This is a genomic window from Clostridium sp. (assembly GCF_036660475.1).
Classification (GTDB): domain Bacteria; phylum Bacillota; class Clostridia; order Clostridiales; family Clostridiaceae; genus Clostridium_J.
The window spans coordinates 1-26,164 of record NZ_JAVXAO010000015.1; the positions used below are offsets into that span (position 1 = coordinate 1).

Here is a 26,164-nt window from a genome sequence, read left to right on the forward strand (position 1 = left end):
TAAAAATAAAAATAAAAATAAAAATAAAAATAAAAATAAAAATAAAAATAAAAATTATAAATTTAGGATTATAAATTATAAATTTAGGATTCAAAATTCAAGATTTAGCATTGGAAATTATAAATGATGGATAAAATTATTAATAGATTTATAAAAAATGAAATGTATTAATTGGTTTAGAATATGGATATAATTGAATACCTAAGGAAATTAAATTTTAGTAACCTGTTTTTGTGGATAGAATTTGGAATTAAATATATAATATATATTGGGAATTTGAGGAGGTTAGAATAATGGAGTACATAAATGAGATTAATATAAATCAAGGAATAATTCATATTTTGGATAATAATGCGGATGAACCCCTTTTAAATGAGTATCCTTTAGACTTAACAGAGGAAGTGTATGAATTTGTTTTTAAACATATACAAAGATGTTTAAAGGATGAGGAGCTTAAATACGCTATCTTTAACAAAGAAAGAAATATTGTAAAGGAAGTATCTCAGGAGTATTTAAATGGTGAGAATGATTTAATAAATGTATCGAAAGAACTTGCAAGTCAAATGTTTATACTAATGAGGTCAAAGGGAAGTATTCCTTCTTGTGATCTACTTACTGTATCATTTACAACAGAACATGGTGCTTTTTTAGGTATATTTAAAATGGATTACATTAAAAATTATATGCATAATGTGGAATTTGTAGAGGGGAAAGTTGGAATACACATAGTTCCTCAATTTACAGGACTTCCTTCAAGTAGTTCTAGAATACAAAAGTGTGCCTTTATTAAAGTCATGGCTAGTGACAATGATTATGATTTATTAGTTATTGATAAACAAAACAAAGCAAATAAGGATAGCACTGATTATGGTGCAAACTACTTTATAGACAATTATTTGGGATGTACAATTATTGAAAATAGTAGAGATAAAACTAAGCAATTCCTTAAAGTAGCAGAGAAGTGGACGCAGACTGCACTAAATGAAAATGCAGAGGGGCAAGAAATTGTCCGTAGGGAAGTAAAAAGAAGACTTAGAGAAGAAGAGACCATTGATTTAGCAACTTTCACTGAGGAAGTATTTCAAAATGATGATAAAATGAAGGAGAGTTTTAAAACATTCGCTGTGGAAAGTGGCGTTGGTGAGAAAATTGATTTAGATAAGCAATGGGTTGAAAAGAAACTTAAACGAGTACGTTTGAAGATTGATAAGGACATAGATATATATATTTCAGAGGAAGCTTATAACGATATAAATAGGTTTGAAATTGAAAGGGTTGGAGATGGAAGTATTAATATGAAAATTAAGCACATCCTCAATTACAGTGAAAAATAAGAAGTTAATGAAAAGGAGTATGGAAATTAATAAATTTCCATACTCCTTAATTTTTAATTCTAAATTAATGTTTTAGTACTATTTCATTGAGTCAGTTGAACCTAGAAGAGTTGTAATTTTTCCTTCAACTAATGCTTGAAGGTTTGTTCTTCCAACACCAAGGTATTTCCTTGGGTCAAACTCAGATGGTTTGTCAGCAAATACTTTTCTACAAGTACCAGTGATGCAAAGTCTGATATCAGTATCCATGTTAATTTTGCAAACTGCCATACCGGAAGCTTTTCTTAACATTTCAACAGGTACACCCTTAGCGCCTTTGATTTCTCCACCGTTTTCATTACACATTTCAACGTACACTGGATCTACAGAAGATGCTCCGTGAAGAACGATTGGATATTTTTCAAAGCCAGCTGCTTCTAACTTTCTTGTGATAGTTTCAAGTCTTTCAAAGTCAAGTTTAGCTTCACCTTTAAATTTATAAGCACCGTGGCTAGTTCCAATAGCTATTGCTAATGAATCAACGCCAGTTCTTTTAACAAAGTCAACAGCTTGATCTGGGTCAGTGTAAGTTGCATCTTTAGTATCAACATTTACATCATCTTCAATTCCAGCAAGTTTACCAAGTTCAGCTTCAACTACTACACCTTTAGAGTGAGCATAGTCAACGATCTCTTTTGTAAGTCTTACATTTTCTTCATAGTCATAGTGAGAACCATCAAACATAACTGATGTGAATCCATTTTCTATGCAAAGTTTGCAAGTTTCAAAAGAGTCACCGTGGTCAAGGTGTAATGCTATATCAAGTCCGCTTTCTTCAACGGCTGCAAGTACCATGTGTTTTAAGTATTCAGGTCTCATATATTTAAGAGCTCCTGCAGAGCATTGTAGGATTACAGCAGAGTTTTGAGCTTTTGCTCCATCTACAATTCCTTGTATAATCTCCATATTGTTAATGTTAAATGCTCCGATAGCATATTTGCCTTCAAAAGCTTTTCTAAACATTTCTTTAGTAGTTACTAATGCCATAATGTTATTCCACCCTTCATATTTTATCATTAATTCTACAAGTATATTATAGTTCAAACTGTAAACAAATGCTATATGTAAATTTTTTTAAAAGATATTACCAATATTTACAGATTCCATTTGTCTAACTTGATTTATTAAGGTTTTTACCACGTGAATTGTTGCTAAAGCTTCATCTTTATTTTCACACTTTGTATACTGACTAAGCTTTATTACTTCACTGTAGATATTATCAAACTCAGTATGATTTAGAAAAAGTGTAAGGTTTGCAATATGGCCTTCATATATATTAAGTAATTCAAAGGATAGCATATAACTTTCATCCCAATTATCATCTACGATGTTTGTTTCGATTTTTGAAGAGACATCTAAAAGTTTATCACAGGTTAATACTATATATTTGCTGGCAAAAAATAATAAAAACAACATTGCAAAAAACATGATAAAGGTTGTAATCATACTCTTCATTTTAATTAAGACTCCTCTTTGGATTTATTTTTATTACTAGTATTACTTGTGGTGGATTTAAGTTGATAATATAGTTTATGGTCATTTGAATAAATAATCGCAATAAACACTTCCTTAGGGCTTTTTATATTGTGATTACTTAAAATTTTATTAAGCCAGTATTTATCTTTACCCAATAGTTTTAAATTTTGAAAATTAATAACTCCGTCTAAAATTATGGGCATTGGAAGAGGTTCATCGGCTACTTTAATTTTTAAGTCTTCTCGCTTTGGAGGTTCATAGGGGGTATAAGGAAGAATAGATATGTCACCATCAGTTTCAAGAATAGCATAGTGTATTTCATTTACATTAAAATATCCCTTTAAACGAAGTTCAGAAAGTAAATCATCGAGATTGTACCTAAGATGACGAAGTTCAGCTATATTTATTATCCCGTCTTTTATTATTATGCTAGGTTTTCCACTTAGAAGGTCTCTAAATTTCTCACTCTTTAATTCTAAAAATGAGGTTGCCATTTGAAGAAACACCAAGGTAGTTATAGGAACTAAAGCATATATTAATGGGATTCTATTATCCCCCATAGGTAGTGCTGCAAGTTCAGAAATCATTAGAGCAACTACTAAATCAACAGGTTCTAATTCTCCAATTTGGCGTTTTCCCATTAGTCTCATAATAAAAACTAAATAAATATATAGAATTATTGTTCTAATAATTAGTATAAACATAAAAATCACCTATATTTCTAAAAGTATTAATAAGTATATTATGTACAAAATAAAATAAATTATTTGTTTTTTATTGGGTTCACATTTATAATCATGTAATATAATAGATAATACAACTAGTAATTATTTTAAGTATATAGAGATTACTAAGGTGTGTGGTATTAATAGAATACATATAGGGTTAAAATAGATAATTTAACTATATGATAAAGAGGTTACATTAGGGGTGAAATTATGGGAGAGATTAATGTTAAGATTGGTAATAATATTATCAAAGCAAAAAAAGGAACAAGCTGTTATAATTTGATGAAAGAACATGGATATGAAAGAGAGGCTCCTATAGTTCTAGTGAGAATAGATGGGAAGCTTCAGGAGCTATATGTAACTATGGAGAAGGATTGTACATTGGAGTTTATTGATATAACTAATAAGCAGGGAATGTTATGCTATATAAGGAGTCTTCAGTTTATACTGGTAGTAGCAACAAAGGAGCTGTTTCCAAATTCGAGAATTACTATTGAACACTCTTTAAGTAAGGGACTTTTTGGGGAAATATATAAGGACTCTCATCTCAATATAGATGATGTATATGCAATAAAGAGAAGAATGGAAGAGATAATTCAAAGTGATTTACAAATAAATAAGATGAAGTACAATAGAAATGAGGCTATTGAGTTATTCCATAACGATGGTATGGAGGATAAGGTTAGCTTATTAAAAACTGTAGATCAAAACAGTTTAACGATATATAGATTAAAAAATGAGATAGGTTACTTTTATGGGCCTATGGCGTCATTTACATCTCTGTTAAAACATTTTGATATAATATATTATGATCCAGGATTTATTCTAAGGTTTCCAACAGTGGAAAGCCCTAGAATGATTCCACGGTTTGTAAATCATAAGAAACTTGCAAAGATATTTTATGAAGCGGAGAGATGGGGAGATATTTTAAATGTTGCCCATGTAGGTGCTTTAAATAATGAAATCGAAAGCGGCGATATAGTTACGTTAGTTAGGGTTGCGGAAGCGTTGCATGAAAAGAAAATAGCAAATATTGCAGATAAGATAAGTAAAAATAGAAATATAAAACTTATAACAATAGCAGGTCCATCATCTTCAGGTAAAACTACCTTTTGTAAAAGATTAGGTATACAGCTGAGAGTAAATGGATTAATACCAGTACCAATATCTTTAGATGACTATTTTATAGATAGAGAAAAGACACCAAAAGATGAATCAGGAGAGTATAATTTTGAAACTATAGACGCCTTAGACTTAAATCTTTTTAATGAGCATTTAGAAATGATTTTACTAGGGGAAGAGATAGAGGTGCCTTCTTATAATTTTAAAAGTGGAAAAAGAGAGTGGGTTGGAAATAAATTAAGAATGCCTAGTAATGGTATTATTGTAATTGAGGGAATCCATGGCTTAAATGAACTGCTTACGGCATCAGTAGCTAAAGAAAATAAATTCAAAATATATATTAGTCCATTAACTCAGATTAATATGGATGATCACAATAGAATTGCAACAACAGATGTAAGAATGATAAGAAGAATAGTTAGAGATTATCTATCAAGGGGGTATGATGTTGAATATACCTTGAAAATGTGGGCATCAATTAGACGGGGTGAGGATGCATATATTTTTCCATATCAAGAAGAAGCTGACGTGATGTTTAATTCAGCATTAATTTATGAACTTGCTGTTCTTAAGAAATATGCCCTTGAGGAGCTATATAAAGTTAAGGCAGATAGTAGTGTATATGATGAGGCTCGAAGACTTATTGAATTCCTGCACTTTTTTAAAGAGGTTGACATGGATGTGGTACCAACGAATTCACTTATGAGAGAGTTTATTGGTGGAAGTTGTTTTTACAAATATTAGCTATGCAGGAAGATATATATGTTCTAATTAAGTTTAGGCATTTTCAAATAATAAATAAGTCAGTGTGTTCAATTATTCATTATTCATTTTTAGATGCCTATGCATTTGATTTTTAAAGAACTATGAAGGAACTTAGTTTCCAACTCCAATTCTAAATTTTAAATTTTAAGTTTTAAATTGTAAGTTTTTAATTTAAAACTGAATAGATAGTTCATAATATAAGAAATTGTATTATGGACTTTTTTAATTTTAAATTGTATAAGATAAAGGTATTAAAATTTAGTTTGACATATAAAAAATTAATATAAATTAATAGATATTTTTTTTAATAAAGTAGTGGTATTATATTATATGGGTATACTACCTAAAGCAAAAGATGTAGAAGTTTATCAAAAAAGTACATTTACATATTATAGGAATGGTATTTTAGGAGGAAATTATGAAGAGTTATAGCGCATTTGATATTATGGGGCCCATAATGATTGGACCTTCTAGTTCACATACAGCAGGAGCAGCTAGACTTGCAAAGCTAGCTGCAAAAATTGCAGAGGATAATGTTAAGGAAGTAAGGTTTTTACTTCATGGTTCTTTTGCAAAAACATATAGAGGTCACGGGACAGATAGGGCATTAGTAGCTGGAATTTTAGGAATGGATCCTTGGGATTATGAGCTTAAAAATTCCTTTGAAGTAGCTAAAGTTTCTGGACTAAAATATACCTTCGAAGAAGCTGATTTAGGGGATGTACACCCGAATACAGTTAAGTTTGTAATGAAAGATTCAAATGGAAATGAAACTACAGTTACAGGATCTTCTATAGGTGGAGGTAATATTGTTATATTTGAATTGGATGGACAAAGCATACGATTTACGGGAGAATATCCAACTCTAATAATTACCCATTTAGATGTCCCTGGTATGATATACAGAGTTAGTAATCTTCTATTTAATGAAAATATAAATATAGCTTCAATGAATGTATATAGAAAATCAAAGGGATCAGATGCATCAACAGTAGTGGAAACAGATGGTGTTGTTAATCATGAGGTAATAGAGAAACTAAGAAGAATTGAAAATATTAAAAATGTAGAAGTAATTCTTCCGCCAACAAAAGGAGAGTAGATTATAATGTTTTTATCAACTGCAAAAGAAATAATAGAAGTATGCAATAAAGAAAATATAACTATTGCTGAATATACAATGCGTGAAGAGTCCCAAACATCAGATTTATCAAGAGAAGTTTTGATAAAAAAAATGAGGGAGAACTTAGAAGTGATGAAGTCATCGTCTCAAGAGGGCATGGATAAGGAAGTTATATCTTTAAGTGGACTTATAGGCGGAGATGCCATAAAAATTAGAAAATACTTTGAAGAAAAGGAAACTCTGTGTGGAAGTTTTATGGTGAAAGCGATGGCTAGAGCATTATCTTGTTCTGAGGTTAATGCTTCCATGGGAAGAATAGTAGCGGCACCTACTGCAGGTAGCTGTGGTATTATACCTGCGGCGATTATAACAGCGGGAGAAAAACTAAATAAAACTGATGACGATATGATAACTGCATTATTCACAGCTTCAGGAGTTGGGGTATTAATTGCACAAAATGCTACGTTAGCTGGTGCAGAAGGTGGATGCCAAGCAGAGTGTGGAAGTGCAGCAGCTATGGCAGCAGCAGCATTGGTTGAAATGATGGGAGGTACTCCACAAATGGCTTTTGATGCTGGAGCCATGGTAATAAAAAATGTGGAAGGGCTAGTTTGTGATCCTATCGCAGGTCTTGTTGAGATACCATGTGCTAAAAGAAATGTAGCAGGTGTTGTAAGTGCCCTTACCATGGCAGATGTTGCAATGGCAGGAGTTGAGAGCAAAATTCCTTTTGATGATACCATAATTTCAATGTACAAGATTGGAAAAGGACTCCCAAGTGAACTAAGAGAAACAGGTATGGGTGGGCTTGCAGTAACACCTTGTGGATTAAGGTTAAGAAAAAAAGCCTTAGGTGTAAGTAAATAAAAAAACAATAAATACATATAAAAAGGGATATCCAAGAGAATTTATTCGCTAGGGTATCCCTTTAAAATTCATAGAAATATTTTTGTATAATGGGCATGATTTAGATATAGGTGTAACTGTTTCTTTATAACATGAATAAAGTAAAGTATAACAAATGTTATGGAGGAAAATATGAAAGACTTAATGGTGAAAAAAATAAAAATCTCAAAAGATAATATTCATGTGGAAGAAATAATTAATTTAACAATAATTTTAGTATCTATTGGATTACTATTTATAAAGATAAATTCAAACATACTAAGCGCTGTTATATATTCGGTATCAATGATTCCTTTAGCCATATTACTGGGTAGAGGTACTTCGAAAATTTCTGATTATATTGGAGAGAAAAGGGGTGGATTAATATCGGCAACGGCAGGGAATGTTCCCGAGCTAATGATGGGACTTTGGTCTATAAAATATGGAATGATATCCATGGCAAAAGCAGGGATATTAGGAGCAGTAGTTACAAATATGTTGCTTGGACTTGGGATTGCAGTATTTTGTGGTGGAATTAAATTTAGAGAGCAGAAATTTAATAAGATAATTGCTAGAACAAATTTAAATATGCTATTTTTAGTAATGTTCACTATAATAATAGTTTCTGCATTAAATAGATATTCATTTATTGATGATGGAAGATTTCAACACTTAAGTATAATAATATCGGGGGTATTGATTGGAGTATATATACTTGGATTAGTCTTTTCCCTATATACCCATAGCAACTTATTTATTTTGGGTGATAAAAAGGAATTTATACAGAAGGATGGGAAAAAAGAAACTAGGAATATTTTCATACTGATAGTAGTTATAACAATATTATTATATTTTATAAGTGAAAGACTTGTAGAAAACATAAGTAGTATAATACAGGAATATAAAATATCTCAAGAATTTATAGGTATAATTTTAATTCCATTATTAGGGTCATTTGGAGAAAATGCCTCTAGTATTGTTTGTGCTATGGAGAATAAAATAGATGCAAGTTTAGAGACAGCGATTGGGTCAAGTATTCAAATTACTATGTTTGTACTACCTATACTTATAATTTGTTCCTCATTTATGGGTATTTCAATTAATTTACTATTTTCAAGCTTTCAAATTATTATAATGGCTATTGCAATGGGAATGTCTTACTTTGTATTTCAAGATGGTAAAACCTATTGGTTTGAAGGTGCACTATTAGTAGCTATTTATATTGTAGTAACCTTATCATATTATTATGTAGTATAAAAATTAAAGCCAACTACAAATTTTTGTAGTTGGCTTTAATATCATATGCCTAAATCTATTTTTTCTTGATTTGATATCTGCTAATCATAAGATATGAAAGCACAATCATAAGTACTGCAGGTATTGGATATGGAATTAATTTTACTGTTGAAAAAATTTCGAGCACAGCAAGGAGACTTCCTGCAATTGTTATTGGGATACCAGTAAAAACATTATTAAATTCAGTGCAGTTATATCTAGCTAATCTATAGGCTCCAGCTATAGGAAAAATAATTAAAATTAAATACCCTAAGAGTCCTAGGTTAATAAATTTATATAATGAAAAAGCTAGTATAGATGGGGCAACTCCAAAGGTTACTAAGTCTGCTAAAGAATCAAGTTCTTTACCCAGGTCACTATGGGTATTCAAAAATCTTGCCACAGTACCATCATATCTATCAAGAATTCCACCTAGAAGAATTAAAATTCCAGCTGTTGTAAAATCATTATTCATCGTAAGTTGTATGGATAGAATTCCACAAACTAAATTACCTAAAGTCATAGCATTCGGAATGAAAGACTTATTCACATTATCACCTCTATTATATTATATACATTATATTGACTATTGTAAAACCTATATAACAGATAAAAATATTTTATTTATCATGTCTGAATGTGAAGAAGGTTAAAACAATTGAAAAAATATTTTTATAATGGTATTATGATATATAAAATGAAATAGGTGAAAATCCATATAAGGAGTAGAGATAGTAGGAAGAATTAAATATAAATATAAAATTAAGAATAAATTCAATACGAATATTACTGATAAATGGAGGAAACCATGAAAAGAGTTAAATTTATATACAATCCTTATTCGGGAGAAAATTCAATAATAAATGATATAGATAAAGTTATAAAAATTCATCAACAGTATGGGTATATTGTTGAACCATTTAGAATTAGTGATAATGTAGATATTAAAGATGCATTTGTAGGACTAGATGAAAATTATAAGTACATATTAATTGCAGGTGGAGATGGGACTATTGATTCTGTAATTAATAAAATGAAGAAAAATAATATAGATATTCCAGTAGCATTTTTACCTGTTGGAACTGCAAATGATTTTGCAAAATATTTAGGGTTACCTAATGATGTTACTACAGCTTGTAGGCAAATTTTAGATGGGAAGATAAAACGATTTGACCTTGGAAAAATAAATGATAAGTATTTTGTAAATGTAGCTAGTACTGGTATATTTACAGATATATCACAGAAAACCGATTCTAATCTTAAAAATACAATGGGGAAGTTAGCTTACTATGTTAAGGCGGTAGAGGAATTTACTAATTTAAAGAAAATACATGTAAAGATAACTTCTCCAGTAATAAATTTTGAAGGTAAAATATACACACTTCTTATATTTAATGGTCAAACAGCTGGGAATATTAAATTTGCAGAACTGTCAGAGGCTGATGATGGATTACTAGATGTAGTAGTAATAAAGAAAGAAATTTTAAGAAATGCTCTTAATAATATGAAGATTATGATGAAAAAAGGTCAGATAGCAGACATGGATGGAGTATTATACTTTAAATGTAAAAGTTTAATGGTGGAGTGTGAAGATGATATCGTAACGGATATTGATGGTGAAAAAGGACCAGACTTTCCACTAGAAATTAGTTGTGAGCGAAGAGCAATTAAGATAATAGGATGTAAAGAGGAATAATATTTTCATAAAACATACTGTAGAATAATATATATAGATAAAATTAATTTTGTGGGGTGTGCAGATTGAATATATATATATATATGTTAGTAATAGCAGCTATTATGATTATAGCCTACATAACAATATGTTTAGGCATGAGATGTTGTCCTAAAAAAATAAAAGAAATGATAGTAATATCAGTAATTCTCGTTGCACTTAGGGTAGTTGCAATAGCAGTTTTGATAATAGTAAAAACACCTAACTATACTAGCTTTGTGAGAAATTTAGTCTTCTTAAATATTGTATACATACCTATAGTAATGTTTATTTGTCTCTACATTTTTTATAGAAATATAGATGTTAATATAAAGTGGTTTTATGGAATCTTAATTTCAGGTATAATTGTTTATTTAGTTTCTATATTTAAAATACCTATGGAATATTATGTTTCAGAAATTTATGGATATAATATTATTTTAAAAAGTTCAATACCATATAAAATCTTACTCTGTGTAAATGGATTTGGATTTTTTATGAGTATAGTTGGGTTTAGGTACAGATATAGTATAAAATGGGGCACTATACTAATTGGATTTTCATCCTTAGTGTTTATAGGAGCTATGGCTAAGGCATTAAGTGGCATGGAAAGTATAGGATATTTACTTTTAGGTGATTTAGCTTGGATGATAGCTTTATATGGTGGAATGGTAACATTTAAAGAAAAGCATTAGAAATTAAAATTATTCGTCAAGTTAGGGATAAGGATAATAGTATGAAGTAATAGAAAACACGAGCTTAGTAATATAATCAAATTTTAAAATACAATCAAGGATAATTAAGAGGGAGAATATGGAGAAGTTTATAAATTGGGTATTAATATATCTTGTTGTAGTAATGCCATTTTTATTTATGTTATATTTTGTGATAAAAAAAGCGGTAAAGGACGGCATGGATGACCATGAAAGATATAATAAAAAGTAAAATAATAAGAAGGCTATGTGTGAATGATTTTTAATATTCACACATAGCCTTCTTAATTATTAAGTTATATTATTTACCTTGTCTTTTAGGTTGAGATTTAGTTCTATTATTATTAGTCGATTTAACTTTTCTTGAATTAGGTGAGTTAGATTTTGCATTTTGGATGTTAGATGGCTTTTTAGACTTATTAGGATCTTCTTTTCTAGGAGTCCCATTTTCATTAGTAGCTTTAGGTTTTGAAGAAGTAGAGCGCTTTCGTTTCTTTCCATGATAAGGATTTTCCGCAATTAAGCATTTCTTACCTGTACCTATTAAGTCTTCTCTCTCGCAACTAATTAAAGCCGATTTTACAAGACCATGATTATCCGGATTTCCGAATTGTAACAGAGCCCTTTGCATATTTTTTTCCCTTTGAGTTTTAGCAACATATACCTTCTTTTTAGTCATTGGGTTAATTCCGGTATAATATATTGTTGTTGATAAACTTCCAGGAGTTGGGTAAAAATCTTGAACTTGTTCAGGCATATGTCCCATAGATTTAATATATTCACCTAGTTCAATAGCCGTAGTTAAATCACTACCAGGATGACTTGACATAAGATAAGGAACAACAAACTGACTTTTACCTAAATCTTCATTTATTGCTGTATATTTGTTTTTGAATCTTTCGTAGACATCCTTAGATGGTTTACCCATTTCACAAAGGACTTTGTCACTTATATGTTCTGGAGCTACCTTTAACTGACCACTAATATGATGTTCACATAGTTCTTTGAAGAATTTTGGATTTTTATCATATATTAAGTAATCGTATCTAATACCTGAACGGATAAATACTTTCTTAACCTTGGGAAGGGTTCTAACTTTCTTTAAAAGACTTAAATATTCAGTGTGGTCTATTATTAGATTTTTGCAAGGGGTTGGGAATATACATTGCCTATCCTTACAAACACCATGTTCAACTTGTTTTTTACAAGCCTTTTGTCTAAAGTTTGCTGTTGGACCACCTACGTCGTGGATATATCCTTTAAAGTCTTTATCTTCTGTAAGAAGCTGAGCTTCAGATACTATAGAATCTTGACTTCTGTTTTGGATAACTCTTCCTTGGTGATAGGTTAGTGCACAGAAGGAACAACTTCCATAGCAGCCTCTATGACTTGTAATTGAAAATTTAACCTCATTAAGGGCAGGGATTCCACCAGCTGCCTCATAGATAGGGTGGTATGTTCTTGTATATGGAAGATTGTATACCATATCCATTTCTTTTGTAGATAGAGGCGCTTGTGGTGGGTTTTGAACTATAAATTTATCACCATAAGGCTCTACAATAGGTTTACCCCATACAGAATCTTGTTCTCTAGAAGCTAGATAGTAGCTTTTAGCATAGGCTTCTTTATTTGAAGTTATGTCAGCTAGGGATGGTAGAATTACCGGATCTTTAACTTTATCTATATCCTTTGAAACATAGCAAGTACCACGTATAGAAGTTATGTTATTAATTGGTTTACCATAACTTAAAAGTTTTGCGATTTCTAGTACAGGTTTTTCACCCATACCGTATATAAGAAGATCAGCAGTTGAATCAATAAGGATACTTTTACGTATTTTGTCTTCCCAATAGTCATAGTGTGCAAATCTTCTAAGACTAGCCTCGATACCACCTATAATTATTGGCGCATTTTTATAAGCTTCTCTAACTCGATTAGAGTATACAATGACAGCTCTATTTGGTCTAAATCCACTTTTGCCACCAGGTGAATAAAAATCGTCATGTCTTTTCTTTTTAGCAACGGTATAGTGATTTACCATGGAATCAATATTACCAGAGTTAATTAAGAAACCATATTTGGGCTCTCCAAGTTTTTTGAAATCTTCACAGGTGTCCCATTTTGGCTGGGGAATAATTCCTACAGTATATCCTTCGCTCTGTAAAAGTCGCCCAATTATTGCAGTACCAAAAGACGGATGGTCTATATAGGCATCACCAGTTATTATTATAAAATCAAGCTGAGAAATACCTTCAGCCTTCATATCTTCCTTACATATAGGTAAAAATTTATTATTATTTTTCATAAGTTTTCTTATTAAAAGTGCTTACTGTGATTAATTAAATTCTAAAAGAGAATACTAATTAAAATAAGTAAGTGAATAATAAGATACCTCCTTTCTTTTGAGGAATATATATCATTAAACTATATTAACACAATAAGTAGTAAATATGAATAGTAACCATTGTGGCAAAAAATGAGATTAAACAGGTAAGAATATTAGTATGATGTAGAAATAATGAATAAACGTGAGCCTTAGACATGTAATCAATATTTTTGACTTAATTCAAGGATATTTGAATTAAATTAGTTACAAATTCAAATATGTAGACTATAATAATAAGTATAGAAATAAAAAAGTTAAATAGGTGGTGAGAATTTAATGGACAGTGGGCCTTTGTGTAACGACTGTGAGGAAAGTGATAAATTAAATAGAGTTAGAGGGATACTGTTTATTGAGTTATAAATTACTTATATACATATTCCTCTAAAATTGGAGGAGTAATATGGAGAGATTATCAGAATTCTACTTGAGCAGCATCCTGAACATAAGTGTTTATGATGAGTTAGATTATTGTATAGGAAAATTAGAAGATATTTATGTGACTACAGATTATGGATGTCCAAGAGCAATTGGATATAAAATCAAGAATGGAAGAGAAATAGAAAATTTTGAATTTAGAACTATTGATGTCTATAAAGATAATGGGAAATATATTATAAAAGTAGTTCAGGTAAAGGATATTATTCCTAGAAAATATTCATATTTATTATCTAAAAATTTATTAGATAAGGATATAGTTAATGTAAATGGGAAAAAAATTGTAAGAGTAATAGATTTAAAGATAGTAAAATTTAATGGATACTTAACAGTGGTAGGTGTAGAATCAGGTCCTTTAGCTATGGCAAGAAAAATAGGCATGGATGGAGCAATCAAAAGGGCTTATAATATATTTAACAAAAATATAGAAGAACATTCAATAAGTTGGGAAAGTGTTCAATCTTTAGAAATGGTTGATTCATCCTTAAAATTAACGACACCTTATAATAAGTTAAGCAAATTACATCCAGCGGATATTGCAAAAATTATTGAAGAACTATCACCAGAAGATAGGGTGAAGGTTATTGATGGCTTAAGCATTGATTTAGCTTCAGATACTTTGGAAGAGCTAGATCATGATATAACCCAGGATATTTTAAAGAGGCTTTCTGAAGAAAAGGCAAAGCAAATTTTAGATATTATGCCTAATGATGAAATAGCTAATATGCTAGATGATCTTGATGAGGAAACTACTAATAAGGTATTGGTAAACTTAGATGATGATGATGAAACCGAAATAAGAGATTTGATGAAATATGAAGATGAAGTGGTTGGAAATATAATGAATAAGGATTTTATATCTTTTAACATTGATATTACAGTTAAGGAAACAATAAATATTTTGAGAGAGCTTAAACCAGAAGAAGAAGTGTCAAATTATATTTATATTGTGGATAGTAACGAAAGACTTCAAGGTACAGTAGCATTAATAGATTTAATAATATCAGATCCAAATTGCAAATTAAAATCAATAATGAATACTAAGATATTCAAGGTTTATGATAAAGATGAGATAGATTCAGCTATTGCTATAGCGGTAAAATATGATTTATACTCAGTGCCAGTAGTTGACGAGGATGAAAAATTATGTGGAATTACAGTTATGAGTGATATTATAGATGAAATTCTATCCCCAAGTTGGAAAAGAAAAATAAAAAGAATGGTTTAATTTATATATTTCATTTTCTTGAGATACATTAATGATTTATACTTAAATTTAAATTAATATTTGAACAATAAATGAGAAGTACTTCAATTAGATATTATGGATATATCTAATTGAAGTACTTTTTATTTGCGTTTAATAAAACTATTATAATATGATGGCGGCGTTCATATATTTACATGAGAGGTGATGAATTTTGAAAAATAGGTTCAAGATGGCAATTTTATTTCTAATCATAATATTATTTATAATTATTGTGATAATAGGATTAAGGATAGGATTGGCGGTTAAAGCAAATGCAAATATTATATATAAAGGTATTACTATCAATGGTATAGATGTTTCACTTTTAAATATGGAACAAGCTATAGAAAAGATTAAGCAAAATTCAGATATTGTTAATGAAAATAGGAAAATAAGTGTTAATGTGGAGGAAAAAAGTTATAATACATCTTTTGTTCGATTGAAAGTAAGGGAGAATATAGAAGAAGTTGTGAAAATTGCATTATATTATGGGAAAAGCGATGATATTTTAAAAAGATATAAGTGGATTAAATATGGAATAATTAAAGATTTTACAACCTCAATAACCTTAGATGCAGAAGAGTTTAAAGAGTTTTTGAAGAATATAGAAAAAGAACAAAATATAGCTTCGGTAGATGCGACTATAGACCATCAATGGGGGGAATTTAGAATAACTCCTCATGAAATAGGAAGAAGTATAGATCGATATGAACTTAAGAAAAATATAGAGAATCAGATTGAAGAAAGCAAAGATGGTGTGGACATTAGTTCTGAGGCAATGTTTATAAAAGAGTATCCTAAGATAATGGATAGCGATATTAAGAGTATAAATTCTTTAATATCTAGTTACACTACAGGTTTTATTAATTCTTCATCTGCAAGGTGTAAAAATATAGAAATAGCAGCAAAATCAATAGATAATACAGTAGTTTTACCGGGAGAAGAATTTAGCTTTAATAACATTGTAGGGATGGCTACAAGTAGCAAGGGTTATCAGTATGCCAAGGTAATAAAGAATGGCATTTTTATAGAGGAAGTTGGAGGTGGAATTTGTCAAGTATCTTCCACATTATACAATGCGGTATTGAAGAGTAGGTTTTCTATAAGTGAAAGAAGGAATCATAGTAAAGTTATATCATATGTTCCAAGGGGGCAAGATGCTATGATTTCCTATGGGGTATCAGATTTAAAGTTTGTAAATACATTTAATTATCCTATTTTAATAGAAACTATAGTGGCAAATAAGGAAATTACAATTAATATTTTTTCCAATAAGAATGAAAGTGGAACTAACTATGAGGTGGTAAGTGAGGTAGGAAAATTAATTAATCCTAAAAAAGAAATTATTTATGACTATGGGTTGAGAGAGGGAACGGTTATTATACAGCAACAAGGGGAAGTTGGATATGTAATAGATACCTACAGAGTTCTTTATAAAAATGGAAAGCTAGTTGAAAAAATAAAGGTAGGGGAGAGTATATATCAGGGTAAAAATATAATTATACGAAAAGGAAAGGATTAGTAATATTTTAAATTATGGATGATAATACTTTTTAACATTTATAAAAAAATAAAAGGGTTTCCTGTCGGTAATGACGAAATAAATAAAAACAAAATAATTACAATACAGGAGGTATTTACTATGAATGAGGCTGTAGAAACTATAGATAAGATTGTAGAAAACATAGAAAAGGTCATAATCGGTAAGAAAAATGAAGTATATAATATAATGAAGGGTATGATTGCAGGTGGGCATATATTAATAGAGGATGTACCAGGTGTGGGAAAGACGACATTAATAAAAGCTATAAAAGAGAGTTTAGATTTAACCTATAGTAGAATTCAGTTTACACCAGATTTACTTCCTTCTGATATTACGGGAATATCAATATATAATGCTGGAACAGGGATGTTTAATTTTAATAAGGGGCCTATATTTTCTAATATAGTTTTAGCTGATGAGATTAATAGAACTTCACCTAAAACACAGTCTGCGTTACTAGAAGTTATGGAAGAAATGCAGGTTTCAGAAGGTGGGATAACATATAGATTAGAAGAACCATTTTTTATTATGGCAACAGAAAATCCTATAGAGTATGAGGGTACATTTTCGTTACCGGAAGCACAGTTGGACAGATTTATGATAAAGGTTCACCTTGGATATCCTGGTAAAATGGATGAAATATATATATTGGAGTTATATAGAGAAGAAAATCCTTTAAAGGAATTAAAAGCTGTAGCTAGTAAAGAGGATATTGTAAATTTACAAAGGATAGTTAGAACAGTTAAAGTTAATAGTGAGATTAATAAGTACATTGTTAATATTATAGATGCTACAAGAAATCATAAGGAAATAATCTTAGGTGGAAGTACGAGAGCTTCCCTTGCATTAATGAGAGTTTCACAGGCTACAGCCTTAATAAAGGGGCGGGATTATGTAATTCCAGAGGATGTTAAGGAAAGTGTTAGCTTGGTATTAGCTCATAGATTGATATTAACTAATAGTTGTATCGCTAGAGGTGTTAAGGCAGAAGAAATTTTATCGGAAATTTTAAATGTAGTTCTAGTGCCTACGGTAAGACTTTATGATCAGAATTAAGAAATCATATATAGTTTTAGTTGTTATTACATTCATATTTGCGTTATTTTCTGGTGGAAATTTACCTTACTCTATTTTTTACTGTGTAGTTTTAGTGTTACTTATATCGGGAATTTATACTTATATTGTAAAAAAAGGCATATATGTAGACGTTGGCACCGACAAAAAAATTATTCAGGTGGGAGAAGAGAATGGAATTATTATAAAAGTTTATAATGATTCCATATTCCCTATACCGTATATAGAAGTGCAAAACTCTCTGTTTAGAAAATTTGTAAAAATGTATAGAGGGGATTTTATATCCATAAGCATATCTTCAAATAAATTTTTGAAAAAATCTTTAAGTATTTTGGTTAGAGGCCAGTATAATTTAGGTGAAAGTAGTTGTGTAGTAAGTGATATTTTTGGAATTTTCACATGGGAAGAAACCTTTATACATAAGGAGATTATTAAGGTGTATCCTAAAGTTTATCAGTTGTCTAATATTACAATAAATGGTGCAAATTTAAAAGAATATAATATAACAACTATTAAAGAGGTAAATAGAGGACATGAAAGTTTAGAGACAATTAAAAATATACGGGAATATAGAGTAGGAGATAGTTATAAAAGAATTAATTGGAAGGTAACAGCAAAGCATGGAAAGTTGTTTATAAAGGAATATGAAAGTAGTGAAAGTCCGCGTATTCATGTGTTTTTAGATTTAAGGAGCAATCCATTTAGTCATGATGAAAATGGACAAATAGAAGAAGATGTGGTTGAATTTTTTTTATCTCTAATAAATCACATTAAAGATAAAAATACTAACTCTCAGGCGGTTATAGTTGGAGCTACTACAAAGTCTTTTCATATAGGTAACAATAGTCAATTTGAAATGCTAAGAGAACAAATGGTAACAAGCTATAGTGGCGGAAAAGGTAGTTTATCAAAATTTATGAAGAATTCTATTTATGAAATTGCTAAAAGAAGCGCTATGGTTATAGTTAGTTGTGATATTAGTAAGGAAAATGTAGATTATTTTATATCCCTTGCAGATAAGGGATATACAGTTACATTATTTTATTTAAATAGAATACCAGGATTGAATGAAGAAAGCATTTCCAAAATTTCAGAGCATGGCATAAGTTGCTATAATATAGAAGGATTAAGGTGATGGCATGGAATCGTGGAAAGAAAAGAGCGTAAAGATATTTTTAGTTGTGATTAATATTATGTTGATTATGAATCTTGTGCGACAGTGCTTTAAAATAGAAGAATTCAATTATATTTTTGTATTGTTATTAATTATTTTAGGAATAATAATATATCTGTTTTGCAATATCATTCTCAATAGTAAAAGAAAAAAAATTATTTTTTTTCTTTTCATCAGTTGTGCATTAGGGTTACTCATTTTTCAAACGAAAGGAAGGATGATTTCTGAGGAAATAAAAACTATTCTTTTGAATTTTAAGGTTATAAACACAGCTGCATTAGAGCATCGTGGAGTTAATTTTGAGGAGTTTGTTCATATAATCTCCTTAACAGTTCCATTATTAACTGCCGTAATTATAGGGATTACACAGAAATGGAGAAATGCTGTTGTAATTTTTACCAGTGCAGTATTTATAATATTTTGGTATCAGATATTTTATAAAACTGTACTTAAGAATATTTCCTATTATATAGCTGTAACTATTTTAACGGTAGGGGTAAATGAATATATTAAGAAAAATAAAGAGTACACAGGGCGAGAGGTGAAAATAGGGTTAAGAACTACTGAGGTCATTTCGATTCTCGTTATACTTTCATTAATTATCCCACAGATAGTATTAATATTTCCCCAGGAATACAAAGGAAAGACTATTGAAGGAATTAGGACATATATTAGAAATGAATTTGCAGAGGGGAAAGGTAAGGGTGGAAGCCCGGTTTTAGCTGCAATTAATGGAAGTTATGGACTTAAACAGAGTGGTTATAGTGATTCGGCTACTATGCTGGGTGGGAAAATAGTCATAAATGACAATGAGGTATTTACAGTTAAATCAGACAAGCCTTATTACCTTAGAGGAAGGGTAAGTGATAATTACACAGGGAAATCATGGCTAAAATATGATGATGCTTTATTTAGTAATGAAGAGTCCTACAAAGGAGAGGCCATGAAAAAACTTGAGCAGGTTATAGGCATTGAAGAAATCCCTAGAGAGGATAAAACACTTACCATATCTCCAAGTAAAAACTTGAAAAGCACTTCGTTTTTCACGCCAAATGGCAGTAAAAACGTTAAAAGTAGTAATGATGGAATTTATTTGGATGAAGTTCCTGTTTTTATGTCTAGTGAGGAGATAATGGAGGATTATACTGTAGAATATTTATCCTTTGGAGATTATGATAACTATTTACAAGGAATACAAAACACACAATATATTAAAATCATTAAGGATGAAGGATATACTTTACCATCAAGAGTCTTTGGAGAAGATGATTATGCGTATGTTGAAAAAATAAATTTATTATTAGAGAGTTATAAGGGCGAAGAATCTATAAATATAATAAGTGCTAAACTTGGTCAACTTTTAAATAGCTATTTTGGTTATATGAAAATAGAAGCATCAATGAATGAGGGAGTATATATAATTGTAAACACTATATTGAATGATGAGGCTGTAAAAAAGGGAGTTAAGGTAGAAGAACTTACAAATCATGATAAAGCATCAGCTATTAGAACTTACCTTATGGAGAATTATGAGTATGTTACTAATGTTAAAAATAATACTCAATACGATGATTTTGTTAGTAACTTTTTACTAGAAGAGAAAGAGGGATATTGTACTTATTTTGCAACAACCACAGTAATGATGTGTAGAATAGCAGGGGTTCCAGCCAGATATGTAGAAGGTTTCAAGATGAGCGATAGAAAGAATGATGAAGGTGACTATAGTGTTACCAATGCAGAAGCTCATGCTTGGGCAGAGGTGCTTATAAATCCATATAGAGACAATTGGGCTGTGGTAGATTCAGCGCCGACGCCTAGGGAATATGAAGCGTTGCGAGATAAAGAACAGGTTGAAGCTGGTGATACACCAGATATCAATGTTGATAATGGTGGACAAATTAATAGACCGGATAAAAATAATCCGGCATTGGGTGAGGATGATTTTAATAATGATGTAGGCACAACAAATAAAATTTTCACTCCATACAGAGTAATATTTGGATTAATTATAATCATACTATGCATTATGAGCATGCAGTGGATTAATAGAATAAAGATAATTAAAAGTAATAGTATAATACCATTATATAATTATTACTTTAAAAGACTTAAAACTATAGGTATAATAAAGAATAGTACTGAGGGCGATTTAGAATTTATAGAAACTATTAAAGATTCTGATTTAAAACTATTGTTAAGTAGTCTTGTTAAACAAACCTATGATGAGTTTTATGGTGGCAGGGTATTGAAGAATGTTGACAAAAGACAATATTTAAAATCTATTGAAAGCTATATCAAAGATAATGATAAGTGGTATAAATACATGGTGAAAAAATACTTTTTAATTAGCAGTGTTTTAAGAAAAAAATCCGTGGAACAATAATTAAGGCATATGAAATAAAATGATGTTAAGTTATTTTGTTTCATATGCCTAATGTTTGGAATAAAGTTATTGGTACTATTTTCTAAAATATGGACAATAATTAAATGGGGGAGATACTAATGAAATATAAATTAATTTGTTTGGATATGGATGGTACATTATTAACTAATAAAAAAAACATAACAGATAGGAATTTGAAAGCGATAAAAATGGCTCATGATCTTGGAGTAAAAGTTGTGGTTGCCACAGGGCGAATTTTTGTTTCAGCCAGTTATTATGGAGATTTAATAGGTGTGAAAGCTCCTGTTATAGCATCTAATGGTACATATGTAAGAGAAAAGGATAATGATAAGGCTATATATGAGGAATATTTGGGGCAAGATAGTTGCAAACTAATAGTAGATATACTCAAGAAATACAATATAGAACCTCAGTTTTATGGTATAGATACATTGTATACAAAGGAAATGAAATTTGCAGCATTAATATATGAAGCAGCCAATAAAGAAATGCCTTTAAATAGACAAGTTAAAATAAAAAGAATAGAGGATTGGAATAGATTATTTGATGATAAACACATAAAGCTAATTAAGATTATGGCAACGGATTTAGATGGAGAAAAAATAAAATTAGCTAAAAAAGAATTTGTAGAACTAGGGGATTTTGAAGTTGTTAGTTCTTTAAAAAATAGTTTTGAGGTTATGAGGAAAGGTACGTCAAAGGGGAATGCATTAAGAAGAGTATGTGATTATTATGGAATAGATAGAAGCGAAGTAATATGTGTAGGAGATAATGAAAATGATATTTCAATGATTGAATTTGCAGGTCTTGGAGTCGCTATGGGAAATGGTGAAGAGATGGTTAAGGCCAAGGCTGACTATATTACTCTTACAAATGAGGAAGATGGAGTGGCCCATGTTATAGAAAAATTCATCTTTTAAATTCATAAGAAACTTTACATAAAAATAGAATTAGAGTATTATATTTTTATGACGCTTTAAAAAAGTGCGTTTTGCTAGGAGGATATAAGAGTGAACTTAAATATAGTATTATTTCAACCAGAAATTCCTCAAAACACAGGGAATATAGGAAGAACTTGCGTTCTTACAGATTGCAAATTACATTTAATAAAGCCTTTAGGTTTCGATATAGGTGAGAAAGCTGTAAAAAGGGCGGGGCTTGATTATTGGCCACAAGTACAAATAGAAATACATGAGAGCTATGAAGACCTTAGAGAAAAATATAAGGATGGTACCTTTTATTTTTGTAGTACTAAGGGAGATAAGTATTATCATGAAGCGAGTTATAAAGAAGGTGACTTTTTGGTTTTTGGAAGAGAATCTAAAGGATTACCTGAATATATAAGAGAAGAGAATAAAGAGACTCTTATTAAGGTGCCTATGGTAGATACCACTACTAGGTCACTTAATCTTTCAAATACTGTTTCAATAATTGTATACGAGGGGTTAAGACAAATTGGATTTAAAAATATGAAATAGGAGGTGGACTTAATTTGACCAAAATAAAAATAGTAACGGATAGTACTTGTGATTTACCCAAAGAGCTAGCGGAAGCTATGGGTTTTCATGTAGAGTCATTACAAGTAATGATAAATAATAATACATACAGAGATGGTGTAGATATAGACATAAATACATTTTTTGATGAGATGGAGAAGAGCGATGAGTCACCAAAAACTAGTCAAATACCTCCTGCAAAATTTGAAAGTATTTATCGTCAATACATAAATGAAGGATATGAAATTGTATCTATCCATCTATCGTCAAAAATGAGTGGAACATATCAATCTGCAACTATAGCGAAGGATATGATAGGAAGTGATAATATTCATATAGTAGACTCGCAAAATGTAACTTGTGGATTAGGATTATTGGTACTAAAAGCTTGCAAGCTTAGGGACGAGGGTAAAACTGGTGCTGAGATAAAGCAAATAATTATTGAAACTATTCCACATATTAAAAGCACCTTAAACTTTCAATCCTTAGACAATTTGGTTAAAGGTGGCAGACTTAGTAAAACCACAGGTTTTGTTGGTGGTTTATTAGGGATAAAGCTAAACCTTGCAGTTGAAGATGGAGAGATGATCGTTAGAGATAAGGTTAGAGGTAGTAAGAAGGCTTTAAGATATCTACTGGATTATGTAGATAGCTGCGGAATATGTGAAGAAGTTACACCTATTGTATTAAATGCAGGAGCAGATGAAGAAAATAGGGGAGTATTAAATGGAATAATAGGTTATTTGAATGATAATAACATTAGGTTTATAGAATCAGAAGTAGGGTGTGTTGTTGGAACCCATTCAGGAAAAAATGCATGCGGTATTTTCTTTATAGAAAAATACTAGATGTAAATAGCAATTATATTCAGAGTGTAATTATTAAAAGCATTATATGTTTTTAGTAATTACACTTTATTTTTTTAAAAATTAGAAATTAGAAATTAAAAATAAATGATTAAAGATCAATGATTAAAAATTAAGGATTAAAAGTTCAGAATTTATAATAAACCATTAATTGGTTTAAAGTATGTAATGAATAAGATTAGTTAGAACATAGACAAACAGGGCATAATACTATTAAGGATGGATTCATAAGTTGAAAATCAGTATTTGAAAAACTTTAATAGACCTATAGAAAAAATAAATATTAAAAATTCAAAATTGTGTAGAAATTTAGGAAACTTTATTGTATACTAGTCTCAACAGGGAAAATAAAAAGAATAATCGGAATTGGATGATATTTTCGGGAGATAATCCATTAAATTGGGTAGCCGAAGAAGCAAGTACTTATTTTGCCAAATAAGTGCGAAACTCTCAGGCAAAAGGACCGACAAAGGACAATACTCTGGAAAGCGTATATGCACCGAAGGAGCAAAACTCTCAGGTTAAAATACAGAGGCGTAAGGCGAGAATATGTATAATATTTTTGACTTACGTCTTTTTGCGTACACTTAGGAGGTGTTTCAATGATAGAACCATTATTTATTGTAACAAACAACCCTATGTCTAAAGAAAAATTCATGGGAAAGTATATAGTTGAGTTTGTAGAAGGACCACAGCTTGAGGTACTTAAAAAAGTAAGAAATTATATACATAAAGGTAATCGATTACTTACACATCCATTAATGGGGAGTGTAAAACCAAATGAAACGCCATACAGAACAGTTTGTGTTTCATTAAAAGTAGAAGATGCAGTAGATTTTCAATCCCTTGAGATTATAGAGAATTCTATATCAACTACTGAAAAGTTTTTAAACGATTTCAACACTCCTAATTGGAGTGAGAAAATATTAGCAGATTTTCAATTAATAGATTCAGATTTAATAGATCATGCTATTAACTAAGGGAGGTATATTAATATGTCACAAATTTTCGATACTATAATAATTGGTGGAGGACCTGCAGGATTATCAGCAGGACTATACGCTTCTAGATCAAGAATGAAAACGTTAATAATCGAGAGAGCTAAATACGGTGGTCAGGCTACAACAACTGACGAGTTAGAAAATTATCCGGGTTCAATCGAAGAGTGTACAGGAACAAGCTTAAGTCAAAGAATGAGAAAACAAGCAGAAGAATTTGGTACTGAATTTGTTAAGGATGAAGTTGTTGAAACCGTTTTAGAAGGTGATATCAAAACTATTAAATGTAGAAAAGGTGAATACCAAGCTAAGACAATCATAATAGCAACAGGAGCTACTCCAAGACTTGGTGGGTTCAAGAATGAAATAGAATTAAGAGGAAAAGGTATTTCTTACTGTGCTACATGTGATGCAGATTTCTTCACAGATTTAGATATTGCAGTAATGGGTGGCGGAGATTCAGCGATAACTGAAGCTATATACCTTGCTAAATTTGGAGAGACAGTTACAGTTATTCATAGAAGAGATGAGTTAAGAGCTGCTAAATCATTACAAGAAAAAGCTTTTGCTAATCCTAAAATCAGATTTATTTGGGATTCTACTATAGATTCAGCAAATGGTGATGAAATACTTGAAAGCTTAACAGTAAGAAATCTTAAAACTGGAGAAGTAAGTAACTTAGAAGTTAACGGATGTTTTGTATTCGTTGGATACTTACCAATATCTGAATTATTCAGAGGTAAGATAAATATGACTGAAAGAGGCGACATCCAAACTGATGAAGATATGAGAACTAATATACCAGGAGTATTTGCAGCAGGAGATGTTAGAGAAAAAACTTTAAGACAAGTTATAACAGCGGCAGCAGATGGAGCTATAGCAGCTACTAATGCAGAGCATTATATAGAGAACGGTCACTAAAAGGTTAATAATATTTATCTTTAGTGATTAATATTAAATAATAGGTAGATAATTATAATTGGTTATTAAAAAACGTAAATTTGAAAGGTAGGGAATTAAAAATGTTAGAATTAAACAAAGATAATTTTGAAGCAGAAGTTATAAACAGTGAGTGCCCAGTATTCGTAGATTTCTGGGGAGATAAGTGTGAAATTTGTATCGAATTAATGCCTGGCGTTCATGAATTAGAGCCAAAATATGGAGATAAAATAAAGTTTGCTAGTTTAAATATTGGTGGATCAAGAAGAGTAGCTATATCACAAAAGGTTTTAGGACTTCCAACTATGAAAATATACAATGGTGGAGCATGTGTTGCTACAATAACTCCAGATAAAATATCTACATTAGATGATATTGAAACATTTGTAAAAGAATATTACGCGACATTATAATTAAAGACTTATTAGA

General features: G+C 30.3%; 24 protein-coding genes and 1 riboswitch. Of the genes, 19 read left to right on the forward strand and 5 right to left on the reverse strand.

Annotated features, from left to right (window positions below; genetic code table 11):
- Nucleotides 1-293 precede the first annotated feature (293 nt).
- On the forward strand, nucleotides 294-1,334 hold the full coding sequence (locus tag RSA29_RS16490; RefSeq protein ID WP_346944231.1) for a nucleoid-associated protein: 1,041 nt from the start codon (nucleotides 294-296) through the stop codon (nucleotides 1,332-1,334).
- Nucleotides 1,335-1,412: 78 nt separating this feature from the next.
- On the opposite strand, the gene RSA29_RS16495 is transcribed toward RSA29_RS16490, so the two are convergent.
- The 3 genes from RSA29_RS16495 to RSA29_RS16505 form a co-directional block, all read right to left on the reverse strand.
- Nucleotides 1,413-2,360, reverse strand: coding sequence for a ketose-bisphosphate aldolase (locus RSA29_RS16495; protein ID WP_346944232.1), 948 nt, complete (start codon nucleotides 2,358-2,360; stop codon nucleotides 1,413-1,415).
- Nucleotides 2,361-2,447: 87 nt separating this feature from the next.
- Nucleotides 2,448-2,828 carry a DUF4363 family protein gene (locus RSA29_RS16500; protein WP_346944233.1) on the reverse strand — a complete coding sequence of 127 codons (381 nt, stop codon included), beginning with the start codon at nucleotides 2,826-2,828 and terminating at the stop codon, nucleotides 2,448-2,450.
- A 5-nt stretch (nucleotides 2,829-2,833) separates the two neighbouring features.
- The gene (locus RSA29_RS16505) at nucleotides 2,834-3,499 is read right to left on the reverse strand and encodes a DUF421 domain-containing protein (protein WP_346944234.1); all 666 of its coding nucleotides are present in this window, start codon (nucleotides 3,497-3,499) and stop codon (nucleotides 2,834-2,836) included.
- 288 nt (nucleotides 3,500-3,787) lie between these two features.
- Between RSA29_RS16505 and RSA29_RS16510 the strand changes: the two genes are divergently transcribed.
- The 4 genes from RSA29_RS16510 to cax all read left to right on the forward strand — a co-directional run bounded on the left by RSA29_RS16510 (nucleotide 3,788) and on the right by cax (nucleotide 8,726).
- Nucleotides 3,788-5,443 carry a nucleoside kinase gene (locus RSA29_RS16510; RefSeq protein ID WP_346944235.1) on the forward strand — a complete coding sequence of 552 codons (1,656 nt, stop codon included), beginning with the start codon at nucleotides 3,788-3,790 and terminating at the stop codon, nucleotides 5,441-5,443.
- A 439-nt stretch (nucleotides 5,444-5,882) separates the two neighbouring features.
- The gene (gene sdaAB, locus RSA29_RS16515; protein WP_346933045.1) at nucleotides 5,883-6,563 is read left to right on the forward strand and encodes an L-serine ammonia-lyase, iron-sulfur-dependent subunit beta; all 681 of its coding nucleotides are present in this window, start codon (nucleotides 5,883-5,885) and stop codon (nucleotides 6,561-6,563) included.
- A 6-nt stretch (nucleotides 6,564-6,569) separates the two neighbouring features.
- Nucleotides 6,570-7,451 carry an L-serine ammonia-lyase, iron-sulfur-dependent, subunit alpha gene (gene sdaAA, locus RSA29_RS16520; protein WP_346944236.1) on the forward strand — a complete coding sequence of 294 codons (882 nt, stop codon included), beginning with the start codon at nucleotides 6,570-6,572 and terminating at the stop codon, nucleotides 7,449-7,451.
- A gap of 171 nt (nucleotides 7,452-7,622) precedes the next feature.
- Complete coding sequence (cax, locus tag RSA29_RS16525; protein WP_346944237.1) at nucleotides 7,623-8,726, forward strand: calcium/proton exchanger; 1,104 nt, start codon at nucleotides 7,623-7,625, stop codon at nucleotides 8,724-8,726.
- A gap of 55 nt (nucleotides 8,727-8,781) precedes the next feature.
- Here cax and pssA read toward each other — a convergent pair whose 3' ends face one another.
- Nucleotides 8,782-9,294 (reverse strand): CDP-diacylglycerol--serine O-phosphatidyltransferase, encoded by a 513-nt coding sequence (gene pssA / locus RSA29_RS16530; RefSeq protein ID WP_346933042.1) that lies wholly within the window; start codon nucleotides 9,292-9,294, stop codon nucleotides 8,782-8,784.
- A gap of 258 nt (nucleotides 9,295-9,552) precedes the next feature.
- On the opposite strand from pssA, the gene RSA29_RS16535 reads away from it, so the two are divergent.
- The 3 genes from RSA29_RS16535 to RSA29_RS16545 all read left to right on the forward strand — a co-directional run bounded on the left by RSA29_RS16535 (nucleotide 9,553) and on the right by RSA29_RS16545 (nucleotide 11,403).
- Entirely contained in the window at nucleotides 9,553-10,440 is an 888-nt protein-coding gene (locus RSA29_RS16535) for a YegS/Rv2252/BmrU family lipid kinase (RefSeq protein WP_346933041.1), read from the forward strand.
- A gap of 83 nt (nucleotides 10,441-10,523) precedes the next feature.
- Nucleotides 10,524-11,153 (forward strand): hypothetical protein, encoded by a 630-nt coding sequence (locus RSA29_RS16540; protein ID WP_346944611.1) that lies wholly within the window; start codon nucleotides 10,524-10,526, stop codon nucleotides 11,151-11,153.
- 118 nt (nucleotides 11,154-11,271) lie between these two features.
- The gene (locus tag RSA29_RS16545) at nucleotides 11,272-11,403 is read left to right on the forward strand and encodes a hypothetical protein (protein ID WP_346944239.1); all 132 of its coding nucleotides are present in this window, start codon (nucleotides 11,272-11,274) and stop codon (nucleotides 11,401-11,403) included.
- A gap of 69 nt (nucleotides 11,404-11,472) precedes the next feature.
- Here RSA29_RS16545 and RSA29_RS16550 read toward each other — a convergent pair whose 3' ends face one another.
- On the reverse strand, nucleotides 11,473-13,476 hold the full coding sequence (locus tag RSA29_RS16550; RefSeq protein ID WP_346944240.1) for a YgiQ family radical SAM protein: 2,004 nt from the start codon (nucleotides 13,474-13,476) through the stop codon (nucleotides 11,473-11,475).
- A 481-nt stretch (nucleotides 13,477-13,957) separates the two neighbouring features.
- On the opposite strand from RSA29_RS16550, the gene RSA29_RS16555 reads away from it, so the two are divergent.
- The 11 genes from RSA29_RS16555 (at nucleotide 13,958) to RSA29_RS16605 (ending at nucleotide 26,148) form a co-directional block, all read left to right on the forward strand.
- The gene (locus tag RSA29_RS16555) at nucleotides 13,958-15,220 is read left to right on the forward strand and encodes a CBS domain-containing protein (protein ID WP_346944241.1); all 1,263 of its coding nucleotides are present in this window, start codon (nucleotides 13,958-13,960) and stop codon (nucleotides 15,218-15,220) included.
- Nucleotides 15,221-15,431: 211 nt separating this feature from the next.
- On the forward strand, nucleotides 15,432-16,763 hold the full coding sequence (locus RSA29_RS16560) for a VanW family protein (protein WP_346944612.1): 1,332 nt from the start codon (nucleotides 15,432-15,434) through the stop codon (nucleotides 16,761-16,763).
- Nucleotides 16,764-16,883: 120 nt separating this feature from the next.
- Nucleotides 16,884-17,840 carry a MoxR family ATPase gene (locus RSA29_RS16565; protein WP_346944243.1) on the forward strand — a complete coding sequence of 319 codons (957 nt, stop codon included), beginning with the start codon at nucleotides 16,884-16,886 and terminating at the stop codon, nucleotides 17,838-17,840.
- Nucleotides 17,827-18,993 (forward strand): DUF58 domain-containing protein, encoded by a 1,167-nt coding sequence (locus RSA29_RS16570; RefSeq protein WP_346944244.1) that lies wholly within the window; start codon nucleotides 17,827-17,829, stop codon nucleotides 18,991-18,993. Before RSA29_RS16565 ends, RSA29_RS16570 begins: the two co-directional genes overlap by 14 nt.
- A 286-nt stretch (nucleotides 18,994-19,279) precedes the next feature.
- Nucleotides 19,280-21,415, forward strand: coding sequence for a transglutaminase-like domain-containing protein (locus RSA29_RS16575; RefSeq protein WP_346944245.1), 2,136 nt, complete (start codon nucleotides 19,280-19,282; stop codon nucleotides 21,413-21,415).
- A gap of 119 nt (nucleotides 21,416-21,534) precedes the next feature.
- Nucleotides 21,535-22,356 carry a Cof-type HAD-IIB family hydrolase gene (locus tag RSA29_RS16580; protein WP_346944246.1) on the forward strand — a complete coding sequence of 274 codons (822 nt, stop codon included), beginning with the start codon at nucleotides 21,535-21,537 and terminating at the stop codon, nucleotides 22,354-22,356.
- Between the two features lie 90 nt (nucleotides 22,357-22,446).
- A complete protein-coding gene (locus tag RSA29_RS16585) occupies nucleotides 22,447-22,914 on the forward strand; it encodes a tRNA (cytidine(34)-2'-O)-methyltransferase (RefSeq protein WP_346933031.1) in 468 nt (155 codons plus the stop codon).
- A gap of 14 nt (nucleotides 22,915-22,928) precedes the next feature.
- On the forward strand, nucleotides 22,929-23,780 hold the full coding sequence (locus tag RSA29_RS16590; RefSeq protein ID WP_346944137.1) for a DegV family protein: 852 nt from the start codon (nucleotides 22,929-22,931) through the stop codon (nucleotides 23,778-23,780).
- Between the two features lie 388 nt (nucleotides 23,781-24,168).
- A riboswitch (glycine riboswitch) is annotated at nucleotides 24,169-24,274 on the forward strand.
- 126 nt (nucleotides 24,275-24,400) lie between these two features.
- Nucleotides 24,401-24,778, forward strand: a complete 378-nt coding sequence (locus RSA29_RS16595) for a GrdX family protein (RefSeq protein ID WP_346933029.1) — start codon at nucleotides 24,401-24,403, stop codon at nucleotides 24,776-24,778.
- Nucleotides 24,779-24,793: 15 nt separating this feature from the next.
- Nucleotides 24,794-25,717: a thioredoxin-disulfide reductase gene (trxB, locus tag RSA29_RS16600; protein WP_346933028.1), complete on the forward strand. Its 924-nt coding sequence runs from the start codon at nucleotides 24,794-24,796 to the stop codon at nucleotides 25,715-25,717.
- 101 nt (nucleotides 25,718-25,818) lie between these two features.
- A complete protein-coding gene (locus RSA29_RS16605; RefSeq protein WP_346944138.1) occupies nucleotides 25,819-26,148 on the forward strand; it encodes a thioredoxin family protein in 330 nt (109 codons plus the stop codon).
- Nucleotides 26,149-26,164 lie beyond the last annotated feature (16 nt).

Bases quoted from the DNA above. Each gene is read 5' to 3' on its own strand.
- RSA29_RS16490 (WP_346944231.1), top strand. From the start codon at position 294: ATGGAGTACATAAATGAGATTAATATAAATCAAGGAATAATTCATATT.
- RSA29_RS16495 (WP_346944232.1), bottom strand. From the start codon at position 2,360: ATGGCATTAGTAACTACTAAAGAAATGTTTAGAAAAGCTTTTGAAGGC.
- RSA29_RS16500 (WP_346944233.1), bottom strand. From the start codon at position 2,828: ATGAAGAGTATGATTACAACCTTTATCATGTTTTTTGCAATGTTGTTT.
- RSA29_RS16505 (WP_346944234.1), bottom strand. From the start codon at position 3,499: ATGAGACTAATGGGAAAACGCCAAATTGGAGAATTAGAACCTGTTGAT.
- RSA29_RS16510 (WP_346944235.1), top strand. From the start codon at position 3,788: ATGGGAGAGATTAATGTTAAGATTGGTAATAATATTATCAAAGCAAAA.
- sdaAB (WP_346933045.1), top strand. From the start codon at position 5,883: ATGAAGAGTTATAGCGCATTTGATATTATGGGGCCCATAATGATTGGA.
- sdaAA (WP_346944236.1), top strand. From the start codon at position 6,570: ATGTTTTTATCAACTGCAAAAGAAATAATAGAAGTATGCAATAAAGAA.
- cax (WP_346944237.1), top strand. From the start codon at position 7,623: ATGAAAGACTTAATGGTGAAAAAAATAAAAATCTCAAAAGATAATATT.
- RSA29_RS16535 (WP_346933041.1), top strand. From the start codon at position 9,553: ATGAAAAGAGTTAAATTTATATACAATCCTTATTCGGGAGAAAATTCA.
- RSA29_RS16540 (WP_346944611.1), top strand. From the start codon at position 10,524: ATGTTAGTAATAGCAGCTATTATGATTATAGCCTACATAACAATATGT.
- RSA29_RS16545 (WP_346944239.1), top strand. From the start codon at position 11,272: ATGGAGAAGTTTATAAATTGGGTATTAATATATCTTGTTGTAGTAATG.
- RSA29_RS16550 (WP_346944240.1), bottom strand. From the start codon at position 13,476: ATGAAAAATAATAATAAATTTTTACCTATATGTAAGGAAGATATGAAG.
- RSA29_RS16555 (WP_346944241.1), top strand. From the start codon at position 13,958: ATGGAGAGATTATCAGAATTCTACTTGAGCAGCATCCTGAACATAAGT.
- RSA29_RS16560 (WP_346944612.1), top strand. From the start codon at position 15,432: ATGGCAATTTTATTTCTAATCATAATATTATTTATAATTATTGTGATA.
- RSA29_RS16565 (WP_346944243.1), top strand. From the start codon at position 16,884: ATGAATGAGGCTGTAGAAACTATAGATAAGATTGTAGAAAACATAGAA.
- RSA29_RS16570 (WP_346944244.1), top strand. From the start codon at position 17,827: ATGATCAGAATTAAGAAATCATATATAGTTTTAGTTGTTATTACATTC.
- RSA29_RS16580 (WP_346944246.1), top strand. From the start codon at position 21,535: ATGAAATATAAATTAATTTGTTTGGATATGGATGGTACATTATTAACT.
- RSA29_RS16595 (WP_346933029.1), top strand. From the start codon at position 24,401: ATGATAGAACCATTATTTATTGTAACAAACAACCCTATGTCTAAAGAA.
- trxB (WP_346933028.1), top strand. From the start codon at position 24,794: ATGTCACAAATTTTCGATACTATAATAATTGGTGGAGGACCTGCAGGA.
- RSA29_RS16605 (WP_346944138.1), top strand. From the start codon at position 25,819: ATGTTAGAATTAAACAAAGATAATTTTGAAGCAGAAGTTATAAACAGT.